This window comes from Lentzea sp. NPDC054927 (assembly GCF_053610285.1).
Genome location: NZ_JBSGXZ010000008.1, coordinates 174353 through 189632, shown reverse-complemented (window position 1 = coordinate 189632; position 15280 = coordinate 174353). Strand labels below are relative to the sequence as shown.

18 protein-coding genes are annotated in these 15280 nt (G+C 68.9%); 14 read left to right on the top strand and 4 right to left on the bottom strand.

Features of this window, described 5'->3' with window-relative positions; genetic code table 11:
- Positions 1-60 precede the first annotated feature (60 nt).
- From ACWGE0_RS15595 to ACWGE0_RS15585, 3 genes are read left to right on the top strand one after another with little or no spacing between them, the layout of a single operon-like run.
- On the top strand, positions 61-516 hold the full coding sequence (locus ACWGE0_RS15595) for a hypothetical protein (RefSeq protein ID WP_452261569.1): 456 nt from the start codon (positions 61-63) through the stop codon (positions 514-516).
- Between the two features lie 10 nt (positions 517-526).
- Positions 527-841: a sunset domain-containing protein gene (locus tag ACWGE0_RS15590; protein WP_452261568.1), complete on the top strand. Its 315-nt coding sequence runs from the start codon at positions 527-529 to the stop codon at positions 839-841.
- A 41-nt stretch (positions 842-882) separates the two neighbouring features.
- A complete protein-coding gene (locus ACWGE0_RS15585; protein ID WP_452261567.1) occupies positions 883-1530 on the top strand; it encodes an SIMPL domain-containing protein in 648 nt (215 codons plus the stop codon).
- On the opposite strand, the gene ACWGE0_RS15580 is transcribed toward ACWGE0_RS15585, so the two are convergent.
- Positions 1517-1990 carry an HAD domain-containing protein gene (locus ACWGE0_RS15580; protein WP_452261566.1) on the bottom strand — a complete coding sequence of 158 codons (474 nt, stop codon included), beginning with the start codon at positions 1988-1990 and terminating at the stop codon, positions 1517-1519. The genes ACWGE0_RS15585 and ACWGE0_RS15580 overlap by 14 nt on opposite strands.
- Positions 1991-2027: 37 nt before the next feature.
- On the opposite strand from ACWGE0_RS15580, the gene mug reads away from it, so the two are divergent.
- Positions 2028-2522: a G/U mismatch-specific DNA glycosylase gene (gene mug / locus ACWGE0_RS15575; RefSeq protein WP_452261565.1), complete on the top strand. Its 495-nt coding sequence runs from the start codon at positions 2028-2030 to the stop codon at positions 2520-2522.
- A 191-nt stretch (positions 2523-2713) separates the two neighbouring features.
- A complete protein-coding gene (locus tag ACWGE0_RS15570; protein ID WP_452261564.1) occupies positions 2714-5542 on the top strand; it encodes a BTAD domain-containing putative transcriptional regulator in 2829 nt (942 codons plus the stop codon).
- A gap of 3 nt (positions 5543-5545) precedes the next feature.
- Here the strand turns inward: ACWGE0_RS15570 and ACWGE0_RS15565 are convergent, their stop codons facing one another.
- On the bottom strand, positions 5546-6097 hold the full coding sequence (locus tag ACWGE0_RS15565) for a hypothetical protein (RefSeq protein ID WP_452261563.1): 552 nt from the start codon (positions 6095-6097) through the stop codon (positions 5546-5548).
- A gap of 141 nt (positions 6098-6238) precedes the next feature.
- On the opposite strand from ACWGE0_RS15565, the gene ACWGE0_RS15560 reads away from it, so the two are divergent.
- The 8 genes from ACWGE0_RS15560 to ACWGE0_RS15525 all read left to right on the top strand — a co-directional run bounded on the left by ACWGE0_RS15560 (position 6239) and on the right by ACWGE0_RS15525 (position 11734).
- On the top strand, positions 6239-6712 hold the full coding sequence (locus ACWGE0_RS15560; RefSeq protein WP_452261562.1) for a hypothetical protein: 474 nt from the start codon (positions 6239-6241) through the stop codon (positions 6710-6712).
- Between the two features lie 30 nt (positions 6713-6742).
- Positions 6743-7501: an LLM class flavin-dependent oxidoreductase gene (locus ACWGE0_RS15555; protein WP_452261561.1), complete on the top strand. Its 759-nt coding sequence runs from the start codon at positions 6743-6745 to the stop codon at positions 7499-7501.
- A gap of 75 nt (positions 7502-7576) precedes the next feature.
- The gene (locus tag ACWGE0_RS15550; RefSeq protein ID WP_452261560.1) at positions 7577-8206 is read left to right on the top strand and encodes a DUF4041 domain-containing protein; all 630 of its coding nucleotides are present in this window, start codon (positions 7577-7579) and stop codon (positions 8204-8206) included.
- 21 nt (positions 8207-8227) lie between these two features.
- A complete protein-coding gene (locus ACWGE0_RS15545; protein WP_452261559.1) occupies positions 8228-8665 on the top strand; it encodes an SRPBCC family protein in 438 nt (145 codons plus the stop codon).
- Positions 8666-8712: 47 nt separating this feature from the next.
- The gene (locus ACWGE0_RS15540) at positions 8713-9444 is read left to right on the top strand and encodes an ABC transporter ATP-binding protein (protein WP_452261558.1); all 732 of its coding nucleotides are present in this window, start codon (positions 8713-8715) and stop codon (positions 9442-9444) included.
- The gene (locus tag ACWGE0_RS15535) at positions 9441-10421 is read left to right on the top strand and encodes a hypothetical protein (protein ID WP_452261557.1); all 981 of its coding nucleotides are present in this window, start codon (positions 9441-9443) and stop codon (positions 10419-10421) included. Before ACWGE0_RS15540 ends, ACWGE0_RS15535 begins: the two co-directional genes overlap by 4 nt.
- Before the next feature lie 43 nt (positions 10422-10464).
- Entirely contained in the window at positions 10465-10842 is a 378-nt protein-coding gene (locus ACWGE0_RS15530) for a GntR family transcriptional regulator (protein ID WP_452261556.1), read from the top strand.
- A gap of 34 nt (positions 10843-10876) precedes the next feature.
- The gene (locus ACWGE0_RS15525) at positions 10877-11734 is read left to right on the top strand and encodes an ABC transporter ATP-binding protein (protein ID WP_452261555.1); all 858 of its coding nucleotides are present in this window, start codon (positions 10877-10879) and stop codon (positions 11732-11734) included.
- On the opposite strand, the gene ACWGE0_RS15520 is transcribed toward ACWGE0_RS15525, so the two are convergent.
- Positions 11728-13266 carry a phytoene desaturase family protein gene (locus ACWGE0_RS15520; protein WP_452261554.1) on the bottom strand — a complete coding sequence of 513 codons (1539 nt, stop codon included), beginning with the start codon at positions 13264-13266 and terminating at the stop codon, positions 11728-11730. The genes ACWGE0_RS15525 and ACWGE0_RS15520 overlap by 7 nt on opposite strands.
- Positions 13263-13586: a hypothetical protein gene (locus ACWGE0_RS15515; protein ID WP_452261553.1), complete on the bottom strand. Its 324-nt coding sequence runs from the start codon at positions 13584-13586 to the stop codon at positions 13263-13265. The genes ACWGE0_RS15520 and ACWGE0_RS15515 overlap by 4 nt, the downstream gene beginning before the upstream one ends.
- 417 nt (positions 13587-14003) lie before the next feature.
- Between ACWGE0_RS15515 and ACWGE0_RS15510 the strand changes: the two genes are divergently transcribed.
- On the top strand, positions 14004-15242 hold the full coding sequence (locus ACWGE0_RS15510; protein WP_452261552.1) for an ABC transporter substrate-binding protein: 1239 nt from the start codon (positions 14004-14006) through the stop codon (positions 15240-15242).
- Positions 15243-15280: the final 38 nt, after the last annotated feature.

Sequence of the window (15280 nt, the reverse complement as noted above, 5' to 3'; positions counted from 1 at the left end):
ACCTCGGTGTTTCGCCGCGGGTGGTGGCACGGGATCGCCCGGATGAGATAGGTCAGGCGCGTGCAGTTGCTGCAGCGTGTCTTCGTCGGCGCCCTAGTCGTGCCTGCGTTGCTCGCCACCGCGGGTCTCGCGGCCCACCCCGCTCCGGACGTCGCACCCGGCCACCTGGTGCTCGCCGTGCGGTCGTCCGAGATCGTGCTGGCCGGCACCGCCGCGTCCGCCGCCGAGCGCCAGGAGGTCGTCGACGCCGTGCGCGCGCTGACCGCCGCCCACCGGATCACCGACATGATCACCCCCAACGCGGGCGAGCGCATGCCCGTCTCGTCCGCGGCGGCCGCGGGCCTGCTGGGCGCGGTGCTCGACCAGGGCGTCACCGACTTCACCGGTGTGGTCCACAAAGGACACCTCACCGCGTCGGCCCGCGTAGCCGACCCGGACCGCGCGGGCGCGCTGAGCGACGCCCTGCGCGCCGCGGTCCCCGGCCTGCGCGTCGACGAGGACTTCACTTCGGACTAGGAGCTGTTCGTTGTTCGGGTTCTTCTTCCAGATGTTCCTGCTGTGCGCGGGCGCCTTCCTCGCCGGTGTACTTCTGACCTGGCTCACCATGCGCTCGCGGGCCGTCGACGCCCCGGTGGAGACCCGCCTGTCGATCATGGAGGAGCCCGCGCCGGCCGCACCCGCGATCAAGGCGAACTCGCGGACGATGATGTTCCACACGCCCGAATCGCCTTACTACAAGCGCATGAAGGGTGACGCCTTCTTCCACTCACCCGAAGACGCCCGCCGTGCCGGCTACACGATGTGGACGCCCCGCCCACGCGTCCCGGCAACTGCTTCTTAAATGCTCGCTGGGCGGTCGTTTCTGATGCTTTGATCACCGCCATGTTCAACTCGCAGATGGTGGAAAGACCCTGGGGCGTGACCGTCTACGGCGCGGCCAACGTGAAGGCCATGCCGGACCTGGTCCGTGCCCGGTTCAAGGTGAGCCGGATCGAGCAGACTCCGTCGGAGTCGTTCGCCGCGGCCAGCGAGGCGGTCGCCGCGATCAGGCAGGCGCTGCGGTCGCACGGCGTGTCCGACGCGGCGGTCGAACGCTCCCAGCTGGGCCTGCGCAGCTCGTGGACGTACGGCTCGGAGCGCCAGTTCCTCGGCTACGAATGCGAAGCGGCGTTCGCCGTGGAGTCGGTCGACCTCGACGACGTCCAGTCGCTGCTCGTGGACCTGGTCGCGGCCGGAGCCAACCAGATCGACGCGGTGGACTTCGACGTGACCGGCAAGGGCGAACTGCGCGCCGAGGCCCGCCGGCAGGCCGTCGCCGCGGCCCGGCGGAAGGCCGAGCTCTACGCCGAGGCGGCCTCGGTGCGGCTGGGGGCCGTGCTGCACATCGAGGACGTCGATCCGGAGAAGGTCGGCAACGAGCGCTACCGCGGCCACGGATCCGGTGGCGACGCGTCCGCGCAGGACCTCGCGCCGGGCCACGTGGTGGTGTCGGCGGCCGTGATCCTCGGGTTCTCGATCAATCGCGAGTGACGGCTGTTCGGAGCCAGGCGTCCAGTGCGAGGTAGTCGGCGTCGGTCAGGCCGTGCCGCGGGTCGACGCGGTGGAGCAGGGCGCGGGGGTGGTGCTCGGCGACCCAGGCGTGGTCCTTCGCGGTGAGCTCGTCGTCCACCCAGGCGAACGGCCTGGCGCCGGCCAGCGCGACCAGGCCGCGGGTCTTCCAGTGCAGGCCGCGCCGGACGTCCGCGGCCTCGGTCGCCGGGTCGTCCGGCCAGGCCGCGACCGGCAGGGCCGGTAGGCCGAGCAGCGGGGCCAGGTGTTCGTTCGCGTCGTCCATCCACGTCGTGGCCCACATCAGCTCGCACGGCAGGGCGGCGAGCCACGGGCCGTGCATCGGGTCGAGGCGGGACAGGCCGGGAGTGCCGGCGACGCCCTCGCCGAACGGGAGGAGCGGGCCGTCGACGTCGAGGAAGAGGATCGGGAGCCCGGCCATGGCGGGCACGGTAGGCGGCGTCTCGTAGGCTCGGCGAGTGATTTCCGACGTGATCAAGCCCGGGTTGGACGTGCTCTTCTGCGGCATCAACCCCGGCCTCGTGTCGGAGGCGACCGGGCATCACTTCGCGCGGCCTGGAAACCGGTTCTGGCCCGCCCTGTATTTGTCCGGTTTCACGCCTCGGCTGTTCGTGCCCGCTGAGCAGGAGGAGCTGCTCGGGCTCGGGCTTGGCATCACGAACGTCGTTGCGCGGCCGAGTGCCAAGGCCGATGAATTAACAATTGACGAAATACGAGCCGGTGGGCTGGAGCTGACCGAAAAGGTCGAGCGGTATTCACCGAAGGTTCTCGCGGTACTGGGCGTGACGGTGTACCGGACGGCGTTCGGCCGCAAGAAAGCGCAGGTCGGGCCCCAGCCGGACCTCATCGGCGGGGTACGGGTGTGGGTTCTGCCCAATCCGAGCGGGCTGAACGCGCACTGGCAGCTGCCCGCGTTGGGCGAGGAGTTCGGCAGGCTGAAAGCAAGCTTGTGAAACGGAACAAAGGTTCACATTCATGCCCACTGAAAGTGGGCTGGACGGTGTGAACTCTGGTCTGGTTGCATCCAGATCTGCGTCCATTCGAGTGTCATCACCCAGAAGTGGAACCGGATAAGGCCGGGCTGCGTCAGAATTTGGCAATGCCGCGCAGAACTTGGTGAATCTTCAACACTGGTGGGGGCACAGTGGAGGTCAGGATTCTGGGGCCGGTCGAGCCGTCAGTGCCGCCGAAGCCCGCGCAGATCCTAGCTGTCTTGGCTGTCGAATGCGGGCGGATCGTGCCCGTCGAACGGCTCATCGATCTCATTTGGGGTGAGGAACCGCCACCGCAGGCGCGCAAGTCGCTGCAGGTGCACATCTCGAGCCTGCGGCGGGCCGGGTTGCCGGTCGAGCACCGGGCGGCGGGGTACGTGCTCAGCACCGAACCCGAGAACGTCGACCTGCACCTGTTCCGCAAGCTGGTCGCGGCGGCCGGCGACGAGGCCGACCTCAAGGTCAAGGCCGAGGGGCTCAACGCGGCGTTGCAGCTCTGGCGTGGCACGCCCGTGGTGTTCGCACAGACGCTCGACGTCCAACGGCTCGCTGCGGCGGAGGCGTTGGTCGACGTCGAACTCGCGCTGGGGCGGCACGCCGAGCTCATCGAGAAGCTGGGAATGTTCGTCGCCGAGTATCCGCTGGCGGAACGGCTCCGCGGGCAGCTCATGACCGCGCTCGCCAGGGCCGGGCGCCGGGCGGACGCCATGCGGGTGTTCCGGGAGACGCGCAAGGTGCTCGTCGACGAGCTGGGTGTCGAGCCGGGCGAGCAGCTCCAGCAGCTCTACCGCGACGTGCTGGAGGGCGCGCGGGACAGCCGGCGCAACTACCTGCCGCGTGACGCAGGGGACTTCACCGGCCGGGACCGCGAGCTGAGCCGGCTCCTGGACGGCGACGGCGGCGTCTGGTGGATCGAGGGGCCCGCCGGCGTGGGCAAGTCGGCGCTGGCCGTGCACGCGGCGCATCGGCTGGCGGACCGGTATCCGGACGGGCAGCTGTTCGTGGACCTGCACTCGCCGTCCGGGGCGCTGGACGCGTTGCTGCGGGCGATGGACGTGCCGAGCGAGCGGATCCCGGAGTCGGCCGAGGAACGCGCGGCGCTGTGGCGGGCGACGGTCAGCGGGCGGCGCGTGGTGATCGTGCTGGACGGCGTCACGAGCGTGTCGCAGGTCAGGCCGCTGCTGCCGGGGAGCCCGGGATGCCTGACGCTGATCACGAGCCGCAGCCGGTTGTGCGGGCTGGAAGGTGTGCGCCGCATCCCGCTGGACGTGCTCAGCAGCGACGAGGCCGTGACGCTGCTCAAGCGGATCCTCGGCGACGACCGGGTCGCGACCGAGCCCGATCAAGCCAGAGAAGTGGCGCGGCTGTGCGGGTACCTGCCGCTCGCGGTGCGGATCACCGGCGCGCGGCTGGCCGGGCGCTCGCACTGGCCGGTGTCCAAGCTGGTCAAAAGACTTTCCGACGAACGCAGCAGGCTGGACGAGCTGGTCGCGGACGACCTCGCCGTGCGGTCGAGCCTGGAGCTGACCTACCGCGCGCTCGACGAGAACGTCCGGGCCGCCTACCGGATCTTCGGGTTCCTGGGGCTGCCCGAGGTGCCGAGCTTCCTGTGGATGCACCTGCTCGACGAGGACGTGCTCGACCAGCTCGTCGACGCCCGCCTGCTCGACGTCATCGGCAGCGCGCGGTACCGGATGCACGAACTGGTGCGGCTGCACGCCCGTGAACTCGCCGAAGCCGAAGACGCGCAACAGGAACGCGAAGACGTGGTCAGAAGGGCCGTGGTCGCCGCCCTGTCCACTGTGGACGGGCTGACCGAACAGCTCTTCCTCGCCGTGCCGCGCATGCAGGACTCCCTCGGCGTGGTCACGACGGCCGCTCGCCCCGCGGACAAGGACGCCTGGTTCGCCCGCGAGGAGTCGCTGCTGACCAAGCTCGTCGAACGCGCGGCGGAACTCGGCCTCGCCGAGGTCGCGTCCCAGCTCGCCGAAGTGCTGGTGTTCGCCTGGTTCGGGCTCCGCAACCGGTACGAGGCCTGGGAACGAACACACACGGCGGCACTGGAAGCCGTGTGGCAGAACGGGAACGTGCGGCTCGAAGCCGTTCTGCGGTGCAGTCTCGGCCAGATGCACTACAAGCGCGACAACCTGGTCGAAGCGCGGTCGTGGTTCGAGACCGCGCAGACGTTGTTCGTGAACCTCGGCGACAAGCACGGCGAGGCGGTCGCGATGAACGGCATCGGCATGGTGTGCCGCGATCTCGGCGAGTACCCGTGCGCGCTGGAGGCGCTGGGCAGAGCCCGTGAGTTGCTGGAGTCGCAGGACCCGGAAGGCCTCGGCCACGCGCTCTACAGCATCGGTTCCATCAAACGGGAACTCGGCGACGACCAGGGTGCGTTCGACACCCTCAAGCACGCGGAATCCGTCTACCGCCAGGCGAACAGCCGCAGAGGCGAGGCGCTGGCCGCTCGCGGGATCGGGCTGGTGCACCGCGCCCGCGGGGAGCTGGACCTGGCCGAGGAACACATCGTGCGCGCGTACGAGATGGTCGCGGGCACCGGGGACGAACTGCTCGGCTGCTACACCGCCCAGGCGTGGGCGAAAGTGCTGCTGCGCAAGGGTTTGCTCGATCCGGCGGAGGAACTGCTGCACACCGCGCTGAACGGCTGCCGCGACGTCGGCGATCGGTTCGGTGAGGCGCTCGTCCGCCGCACGCTGGGCGAGTGGCGGCTCGCGGCCGGCGACCACGCCGGTGCGCGGATCGTGCTGACCGAGGTGCTGACCTCGTGGAACGACCTCGGCCTGCCGCTGTGGCGGGCCCGCACCCTGAGAGACCTCGGAGCGGTCCACGCCTGCCTGGGGGACTTGGCAGGCGCGGACCGCCTTTGGGACGAGGCCGCCGGGCTGTTCACGCGACTGGGCACCCGTGAAGTGGGGGAGGTGCGCCAGTGGCCAGCTCAATGGGGCCTCGCGATCAGCTGATGATCAGCCGGTGATCTTGTTGTACTTCCACGGCAGGTAGCCGCCGCTCTTCAGCGTCGCGAGCGTCACGGTCTCGTGGTCCATGTCCGTCGCGGTGCTGCCCTCTTCGTAGATCCAGACCGAGGTGTGCGCCGTGTTGGCCCACTTCTCGAACAGCTTCACGTGGCCGTTGCGCAGGATCATGTCGCCCGGCTTGAGGTTCGCCCACGAGATCCTGGTGGCGACCTCGTCCAAAGTGGACGTGTTGCGGCTGGACGTCAGCTTCCAGGCCATGGACACGAAACCGGAGCAGTCAGTGCGGTACTGCTTGCCGTGGTTGACGTCCCACGCGTAGGCGGTCTGGCTGTACGGAACCTTGCGGTCCCACCAGTTCTTCGCCCGGCTGATGACCTCGGTACGGCTGATCGAACCGCCGTACCCGGCCGCCGCCTGGACCTGCGAGATGGAGGTCTCCTGCTCGGCAGGACCCTCCGGCGCCGCCTGGGCGATACCGGTGATGCCGGACAGCAGTCCGAGCGAGAGTGCGGTCGCCGCGACGGCGTGGCGAATGCGCATCGTTGTTGCTCCGATCGATTCGATGTTGACGACCGGGACTGTCCACGACGGCGCCAAAGATCGGCCAAAGGTCGATTTAGGCGTCTCTTTACCGCTCCTTCCTAGCTTCTGCCCTCCTTGCTTCGGGCATAAGGAGAGAGCATGTTCGTTCGCACGATCGCAGCCGTGATCGCGATGTTCGCCGCTCTGATCATGGGCGCGTCCGTCGCGTCGGCGGCCCCGGCCAAGTACACGCACGCACAGGCGACCGCGCAGCTGCGCGCGGCCGGCATCACCTGGTCGTCCAGCGGTGGTTGCAGCGACCGCAACCGTCCGAACTGCACGTCGTTCGACCAGGTCAACCAGACCTCCATCGCGGGTGCCAAGACGTTCAAGCGGGCGTCGGGCTGTGCGCTGAACATCACCGGCGGCACCGAGACCGGCCACGCGTCGGGCACGTACTCGCACTGGAACGGCTACAAGCTGGACTACTCGCTGTCCAGCTGCGTCACCAACTACATCAAGGGCACCTTCTCGTCCATCGGCGGCAACAAGTGGAAGTCCGGCTCGGGCAACATCTACTACCTCGAGTCGAACCACTGGGACGTCACGTACTACAACTGCGGCGGTTGCTGAGTTGACCGCGGGGCCGGTAGAAGTTGACGGGTGACCACACTCGGCGCTGTCTACCGGCCCCAGCTTCCGCCTGAGAACCTGCGTTCCGTCGTCCTGGCCGCCGAGGAGTCCGGTGTGGACTCCTTGTGGCTGTGGGAGGACTGCTTCCTGGAGAGCGGCATCGCCTGTGCCGCCGCGGCGCTGGCCTGGACGCAGCGGCTGAAGGTCGGTGTCGGACTGCTGCCGGTGCCGTTGCGCAACGTCGCGCTGACCGCGATGGAGGCCGCGACGCTGGACCGGTTGTTCCCCGGACGCGTGTCGATCGGCGTCGGGCACGGCGTGCAGGACTGGATGGGCCAGGTCGGCGCGCGGGTGTCGTCGCCGCTGACCCTGCTCCGCGAGTACACCGACGCCCTGAAGGCACTGCTGGCGGGCGAACGGGTCACGCGCGACGGCCGGTACGTGAAACTGACCGGCGTCGCCCTCGACTGGCCACCGGCCAAGCCCATGCCGATCTACGTGGGCGGGCTCGGCATGAAGACGCTGGACCTCGCGGGTGAGGTCGGCGACGGCACGATCCTCGACGCCTCTGCCGATCTCGACCGGGTCCGGACCATCAGCGCCTCCCGCGAGCACCCCGTGATCGTCTACGTCGAGACGGACTCGCGGGACCGCGCGTTCGTCACCGACCTGGTCGCGTCGGTGGCCGGGGCGGGCGCTACCAGCGTGATCTTGCAGCAGTCCGCCACGAGCGAGGACCCCGAAGGGTTCGTTCGGTTCGTGGGATCACTCGATGGAGTGAGTGCATAGCGCTGGAGATAACGGCGGATACCTCCGTGCGATGGAACGGTCATGGGCCTTTCGTCGGTGTTCGGGGAGGTAAGCATGCTGGGGCGCAAGAACCGCCGGATCGCTGAGCTGGAGCGGGCCGTGGAGGGCCTGCAGGAGCTGCTCGCTCGAATCGGTGACGCCCGGACGGCGCAGACGTACGCGCTGGAGGAGGTCGACCGCGCCGGCGCCGAGCTGACCGCGCTGCGGCACCGCATCAAGAGCGCGCGGGCGGAGCTCCAGCCGTTGAAGGAGGAGTTGACCTTCCAGCGGGCCGGTGTCTTCCGCACCGACGAGTCCGTGGACCACCAGGCCCAGCTCGACCTGATCCACGACGAGATGAAGACCCTGATCAAGAACGGAGCCGCGGTCGAAGGTGGCGGGCAGGTCACCTACAACGGGTCGGACGCCACGGGGCGCCGGCTCGTCGACGACTGGTCGGCGCTGATGCTCCGCTCGTACAACTGCGAGGCCGAGAACTGCCTGCGCATGTTGAGGGCCGGTGGCCTGGACGCCGCCCGCAGGCGGCTCGATCGCGCGGCGTCGGCGATCGAGCGGCTCAGCGGCACGTTCGCCCTCCGGATCTCGCCGCGCTACCAGGCGTTGCGGTCCTACGAGCTGGAGCTCAGCGCCGACCACCTGCAGCGCAAGGCCGAAAGTCGCCGCACGCGCCGGATTGCCTCCTGACGCCGGGGGTACCTCCAGTGCGTGGCTGAGGTCTCCCTGAACGTCGAAGCGCCCATGGACGCCGTGTGGACGGTGCTCGCCGACGGCTGGTCCTACGCGGGTTGGGTGGTGGGCGCGTCGCACATCCGCGACGTGGACACGGGCTGGCCCAAGTGCGGCACGCGCATCCACCACAGCGTGGGCCCGTGGCCGTTGGTCATCCAGGACACCACTGAGGTCGTGCGTTGCGAACCGGGCCAGCTGCTGGAGCTGGACGCACGGCTGTGGCCGGTCGGGGCCGCACGGATCACGTTCACCCTGCGCGCACGGTCGGAGTCGATCACGCACGTGCACATGGCCGAGCGCGTCGTGCGCGGCCCGTCGACGATCCTGCCGGAGTTTGTGCAGGATCTGCTGCTTATTCCACGTAACAAGGAAACGCTGCAACGCCTCGATGCGCTGGCTCGAGGCCGCACCTGAACACCCTTTCACTAGGTAACTAGTGAAAGGGTGATACGGTCGCTCCCATGGGACAGAGGGAGCATCCGCCGGTCGTGGCGGAAGGCCTGGGGAAGAAGTACTCGCGGGGCTGGGCGTTGCGGGACTGCACGCTGGAGATCCCGGCGGCCCGGATCGTGGCGCTCGTCGGGCCGAACGGTGCAGGCAAGAGCACGCTGATGGGCATGATCACCGGACTGCTCCGCCCGACGACGGGCCGGATCACCGTGTTCGGTGACGAGCCGAACGGGCGCGGGATGCACGGCTCGGTGGCGTTCCTGACGCAGGCCAAGCCGCTGTACCCGCAGTTCACGGTCGCCGAGACGCTGCGGTACGGCCGCAGCGCCAATCCGGGCTGGGACCAGGCCTACGCCGAGGAGCTCGTGCAGAAGGCGCAGGTGCCGTTCGAAGCCAAGGTGGGGACGCTCTCGGGCGGTCAGCGCACGCGGGTCGCGCTCGCGCTGGCGCTGGGCAAGCGGCCGCGCCTGCTGATGCTCGACGAGCCGCTCGCCGACCTCGACCCGCTGGCGCGCGAGAACGTGCTGCGGACGCTGGTCGAGGAGTGCCGGACACAGGGCATCACGGTGCTGCTGTCGTCGCACGTGCTGGCCGAGCTGGAGGGTGTGTGCGACCACCTGGTGCTGCTGACGTCCGGACGGGTGCGGCTCGCCGGTGACGTCGGCCGGCTGTTGCGGGAGCACGCGCAGTCGAGTCTCAGCGCGCTCGCGCTCGCCCACATGCGCGAGGAGGTGGCGGCATGATCTGGATCGTGTGGCGTCAGCAACGTCCGGTGCTCATCACGCTCGCGGCCGGGCTGGTCGTGGCGGTGGCGACCATCCTGTTGCTGCGGGCGGGAATGCTCGCCGATCTGAAGGCCCGCAACATCGTGGAGTGCGTGGAGCGGAGCCTGGAATCGTGTCGTGGTTCGGCCACCCGCGACTTCCGGAACAGCTGGTACGACCTGATCCACATCGCGCAGATCGCGGTGGTCGTGGCACCCGCCATGATCGGCGTGTTCATCGGCGCGCCGCTGTTCGCGCGTGAGTTCGAGCAGGGCACGCACGTGCTGGCGTTCACCCAGTCCGTCAGCCGGACGCGCTGGATGGCGACGAAGTTCGTCGTCGCCGCGTTCCCCGCGGTGCTCTTCGTGGTGGTGCTTCAGCTAGTGGTGCGCAGCTGGGTCAACGCGGCGGGCCAGCTCGGGCCGTTGGTGGGAGGGCCTTACTACTTCACCACCTTCGATGCTCAGGGAGTGTCGCCGATCGCGTACACGCTCTTCGCGTACACGCTGGGCGTGTTCATCGGCGCGCTGTTCAAGCGGACGCTCGTGGCGATCACGTTGACGCTCGGCGTCTTCGTCGTGGCGCGCGGCTTCCTCGGCATGCGGCGGGAGGACATGATCGACCCGGTCCGCGTGCTGTCGGACGAGCTGACGGATCCCTACGCCTCGATGGGACCTGGTCAGGTCGTGTTGAACACGGGTTTCCTGGACGCCGGGGGAGCCGTCGTGGCCAACCCGGGCGTGGCACAGGCGAAGTGCGTGCCCAACGCGCGAATCGAGGTCTCGGTCGAGGACAGGACCGCCTGCTGGCAGCAGAACGGCCTCGCGCGGTCGTTCCGGGACGTCCTCCCGGTCGACCAGGCGACCACGGTGCACCTGCTGGAGGCGTCGATCTTCGCCGGCGCGGCGGTGCTGTTCGTGCTCGGCTCGGTGTGGGCCGTGCGCAGGCAGGTGTGACGGAAGGCGATCGCGGGACCGGTGGACACCTATGCTGAGCGGCGTGATCGAGTTTCGCATCGATCGGCACTCCGGGGTGTCCACCTATCTCCAGATCGCCGCACAGGTCAAGCAGGCCATGCGGATGGGGCTGCTCGGACCCGGCGACAAGCTGCCGACCGCACGGGAGGTGGTGGAGGCCACCAGGGTCAACCCCAACACCGTGCTGAAGGCCTACCGCGAGCTCGAACACGAGGGCCTCGTCGAGGGCCGCCGGGGCATGGGCACGTTCGTCACGGCCTCGCTCGCCACCGACTCCGCGCGGCCCGACGCGCCGCTGCGGCAGGACCTGGAGCAGTGGATGGGCCGCGCGGTGGACGAGGGTCTGTCCGGCGACGAGGTCGACGCGATCTACACCGACGTGCGGGGCACGCACTTCTAGAGGTCCTGGTGTCCACTGTGGATTTTGGAGCACGATGAACGTCAGTCCGGTGCACGCGGAGAGCGTGGCGAAGCACTTCGGCCGGGTCAGGGCGCTCGACGACTGCACGTTCACGTTGCCGGAGGGCAGCGTGACGGGCCTGGTGGGACCGAACGGCGCGGGCAAGAGCACGTTGCTGTCGCTGATCGCCGGTCTGGCTCGGCCTTCTCACGGTTCGGTGAGCGTGCACGGCACGGTGGTGCGTGGACGGATGCATCCCGATGTTTCCCTGCTGACCCAGCGGCGTCCGTTGTACGACCAGTTCACCGTGCGCGAGATGATGCGGGCGGGCGCGGCGATGAACGACCGCTGGTCGTCCGAGCGCGCCGACGAGATCCTCGACCTGCTGGCCGGTGTGGACAAAGACGCACAGGTGCGCACGTTGTCCGCCGGCGCGCGCACGCAGGTCGCCATCGCGTTGGCCCTGGGCCGGCTGCCCAAGGTGTTGCTGCTGGACGAACCGTTGTCCGACCTCGATCCGTTGGCGCGCGACGAGACCTTGCGGATCGTCATGACCGACGTCGCCGAACGCGGCACAACGGTTCTGTTGTCGTCGCATCTGCTCACCGACCTCGGCGACGTCTGCGACCACCTGCTGCTGCTCGACGAGGGACGGGTGCAGGTGTCCGGGGACATCGACGAAATCCTGGCCGATCACCAGATCGTGGTCGGGCCCGCGGATCTCGAGACCGACGGCGTCGTCGTCGACTCCTCGCACACGGCGCGCCAGACGACCGCGCTGGTGCGGGGCGGGTCGGCGCCTTCTGGTTGGCAGGCAACGCATCCGGACCTGGAAGCGCTGGTGATGGGCTACCTGCGGGCCTCACGGACCCGCAAGCTCGCCCGTCAGTAGATCGCTTTGTGCGCGCCCTGGATCAGCGTCTTGTACAACTCGCCCGCCGCACCCCAGCGCGTGAGAGCCGCGCGAGCCGCGTTCGCTCCGGCCGCGCCGTGCACGCCGCCGCCCGGCCAGGCCGAGGAGCCGGCCAGGTAGAGGCGGTCGAACGGGGTGTCCGCGCGGGAGAGACCCGGCACGGGCCGGAAGACCAGTTGCTGGTGGATGGCCGCGGTGCCGCCGTTGACCGAGCCGATCTCGTCCGGGCCGAGCACCGATCGCTCGAGGATGCGGGAGCGGAAACCGGGGGCGCGTTCCTCGATCACCAGCTCGAGGCGGTCGGCGCGGCGCTTCAGGCGGTCCGGGGTCCAGCCGCCCTTGGGCGGCACGTGGGTGTACGCCCAGGCGGCCTCGGTTCCGGCGGGGGAGCGTGACGGGTCGGACGTCGTCATCTGGCCGATGAGCATGAACGGGTTGCGCGGGACTTTGCCGCACGCGAGTTCGTGGGCCGTGGTGGCCATGCCGTTGACGTCGCCGCCGAGGTGGACGGTGCCCGCCTGCGCGGCATCCGCGTTGGTCCAGGGGATCGGGCCGGACAGCGCCCAGTCCACCTTGATCGTGTCGCCGTCCCACTGGAACCGCTTCAGGTCGTCGGCGAGCTTGGCCGGCAGGGCGTCACCGCCGATCAGGTCCAGGTACAGGTTCGGCGCCGGGATGTCGGCCAGGACGGCGCGGCGTGCGCGCACCACGGAGCCGTCTGCCAGACGCACGCCAACGGCCACACCGCGTGCGTGCAGCACTGAGGTCACACGCGCGTTTGTCTCGATGCGTCCGCCGAACCGTCGCACCAGCGAAGCGCTCAGCTCGCCCGCGCCGCCGCGGGGCACCGGGTTGCCGATCTCCTGCCCGAGCATGGCCAGCAGCCAGCCGAAGCCCGCGCCGCCGGCCTGGTCAGGGCCGAGGTCCGTGTGCATCGTGTTGCCCGCCAACAACACACGGGCGCCTTCGCCCTCGAAGAGTTCCTCGCCCAGACGACGCACCGGCAGCGTCAACATCCGTGCGAGACGGAGAGCGTCACCGACTCCGGCCGACCGCAACAGCGAAAGGCCGCCACGGACCGGTGGGAAGGGACGCAGCAGTGACTCCAGCACGGCGTCACGCACTGTGCGCCAGCGTGCGTACTCGGCCTGCCAACGGTCGGCGTCAGCGTGTGCGAACGTGCCGACCGACTTCGCCGTCACTTCAACGTCACGCGACAGCAACGCCACGCGGTCGTCCGGCAGCACGTGGGCCAGCACGGCAGGTGCGTGTTGCCACTGCACGTCGAGGTTCAACGCGCCGAGAACGGGCGAGCCGAGTCCGAGGGGGTAGAACGCGCTGTAGACGTCGTTGGTGAAACCGGGAGCGGTGATCTCGGCCGACGCGACGGCGCCGCCGGGTGTGGCGCGCTGCTCGAGCACCAGCACGTCCCAGCCCGCGTCCGCCAGCAGCGACGCGGCGACCAGGCCGTTCGGTCCGGAGCCGATGACGACCGCGTCGACCTCGTTCACGCACGCCTCCCCATTGCTGTGACGACCTCGCGCAGCACATCACGCGCGTCGTGTTCGGGCCACCATTCCAGATCATCGTGCGCGCGGGTGGTGCGCACGAGGGGCGCCTGGTCGGCCATCCGGACCCACTCCGGCGTCAACGGCTGCAACCCGAGCCGCGCCGTCGCCCCCGCCAGCTTCTCGGCCAGCGGGTACGGCACCGCGATCCGGCCGGCACCGACGCGTCCGGCGATCATCGGCGCGGTCAGCACCGGTTCGGCGGCGAGGTTGAAGGCGCCCAACGCCCTGCGGCGCACTATCTCCACGATCGCGCGCGCCACGTCGGTTTGATCGCCCACGCCAGGTAGATCACCACGTCGGCACCGCGGATGGCGTCGGACAACGACGACAGCGCGCGAACGTCCACACCGACGTCCTCGAAATCGAGGTGGCGGCGCAGGGCGGTGCCGACGTTTCCGGAACCTCCACCTCGGCGAACAGCGCGCGGATGGTCTCGTGCCGCTTCCGCAGAAGGGTGATCACGTCAGCCATGCCGTCCGTATACCCGGAATGTGAGCGATCACGCCGTATCTCATTTCGTTCGGCACCGAAGAGCTAGCACACTCCGTAGTCGAGCGGTAGTCACATGAACCTTACGTATCTGTGTTCCGTACCACATAGAGAGGCATTATGTGACAACGAAAAGAATACTGAGCTACCGCTTAGTATGCCGAGATCATTGGGACAAGGACTGCTGAATGGCCCTCCGCCGCCGTGTACTGCCCATCGCTTTGGCGCTCACCGTGCTCGTCGCGGGGTGTGGCGCGAAGGACGACAAGAAAGTCCAGGTCAAGACCGGGCCGGGCGTTACCGACGACACGATCTCGCTCGGCATCCTCACGGACATGACAGGTCCGTTCAAAGCCTCCGCGCTGACCCGCATGAAGGGCTACGAGCTGTACTTGAAGCAGGTCAACGACCGCGGGGGCATCTGCGGTCGGCGGGTCGAGCTCAAGCAGAAGGACCACGCGTACGACGTGCAGAAGGCGCTCGACGCCTACTTCGACCTGGAACCGCAGGTCCTGGGCCTGCTGGAACTGGCGGGCACGCCGATGACCGCGGCCATCGAGCCGGACATCATGCAGACGCGCACGCTGACGGCGCCCGCGTCGTGGGCCGCGTCGCTGCTCGGCAACCCGCACATGATGATCGTGGGTACGACCTACGACCTCGACGTCATCAACGGGCTTGATCACTACAAGCGACGGGGTGTCATCAAAGAGGGCGACACCATCGGCCACGTCTACGTCCAGGGCAGCTACGGCGACAACGCCGTGGAGGGCAGCCGGTTCGTCGGAACGCAGTGGAACATGAAGGTCGCCGAGCAGCCCATCGGTGAGACCACGGCCGACCTGACCCAGCAGATCGCCTCGCTGAAGGCGCAGAACGCGAAGGCCGTCGTGCTGAGCACCACGCCCGCCCAGACCGCCGCCGCGGTGGGTGTGGCCGCGGCGCTGAAGTGGGACGTGCCGTTCATGGTCAACGTCGTCGGCTTCGACACCGCGATCCTCGACTCGCCCGTGGGCGCCGCCGTGGAGAAGCAGGTGTCCGTCGTGACCTCCGTGGCGCCCTTCAGCGGCACTCAGGCGGGTCCGCGTGAGGTGGCGGCGGCGTTCAACAAGAACTACCCGAACGACAAGCCCGCGATCTACGTCGACCACGGCTACACGGTCGCGATGGTGTTCCTCGCGGTCGTGGAGAAGGCCTGCCAGCACGGCGACCTCAGCCGGGACGGTGTGCTGAAGGCGTTCCACGAGACCAACGGCCTGGACACCAAGGGGCTGACCTCGGCGCTGCACTACTCGCTGGTGGGACGGCCATCCGCCACGCAGTCCTACGTCACCAAGGTCGACCGGTCGGCGCCCGGCGGTCTGACGACCGTCGAGGAGCTGTTCGAGTCCGAGCTGGTGAAGGCGAAGGGCACGCGCGCCAAGTAGCGCCTGCTGTTGGGGCGTCTGCAAGTACTACCAACTGC

What these genes read in the sequence shown, in the direction of transcription:
- ACWGE0_RS15560 (WP_452261562.1), top strand. Translation starts at nt 6,239, where the DNA reads ATGTTCGTTCGCACGATCGCAGCCGTGATCGCGATGTTCGCCGCTCTG.
- ACWGE0_RS15535 (WP_452261557.1), top strand. Translation starts at nt 9,441, where the DNA reads ATGATCTGGATCGTGTGGCGTCAGCAACGTCCGGTGCTCATCACGCTC.
- ACWGE0_RS15510 (WP_452261552.1), top strand. Translation starts at nt 14,004, where the DNA reads ATGGCCCTCCGCCGCCGTGTACTGCCCATCGCTTTGGCGCTCACCGTG.
- ACWGE0_RS15585 (WP_452261567.1), top strand. Translation starts at nt 883, where the DNA reads ATGTTCAACTCGCAGATGGTGGAAAGACCCTGGGGCGTGACCGTCTAC.
- ACWGE0_RS15525 (WP_452261555.1), top strand. Translation starts at nt 10,877, where the DNA reads ATGAACGTCAGTCCGGTGCACGCGGAGAGCGTGGCGAAGCACTTCGGC.
- ACWGE0_RS15565 (WP_452261563.1), bottom strand. Translation starts at nt 6,097, where the DNA reads ATGCGCATTCGCCACGCCGTCGCGGCGACCGCACTCTCGCTCGGACTG.
- ACWGE0_RS15580 (WP_452261566.1), bottom strand. Translation starts at nt 1,990, where the DNA reads ATGGCCGGGCTCCCGATCCTCTTCCTCGACGTCGACGGCCCGCTCCTC.
- ACWGE0_RS15540 (WP_452261558.1), top strand. Translation starts at nt 8,713, where the DNA reads ATGGGACAGAGGGAGCATCCGCCGGTCGTGGCGGAAGGCCTGGGGAAG.
- ACWGE0_RS15550 (WP_452261560.1), top strand. Translation starts at nt 7,577, where the DNA reads ATGCTGGGGCGCAAGAACCGCCGGATCGCTGAGCTGGAGCGGGCCGTG.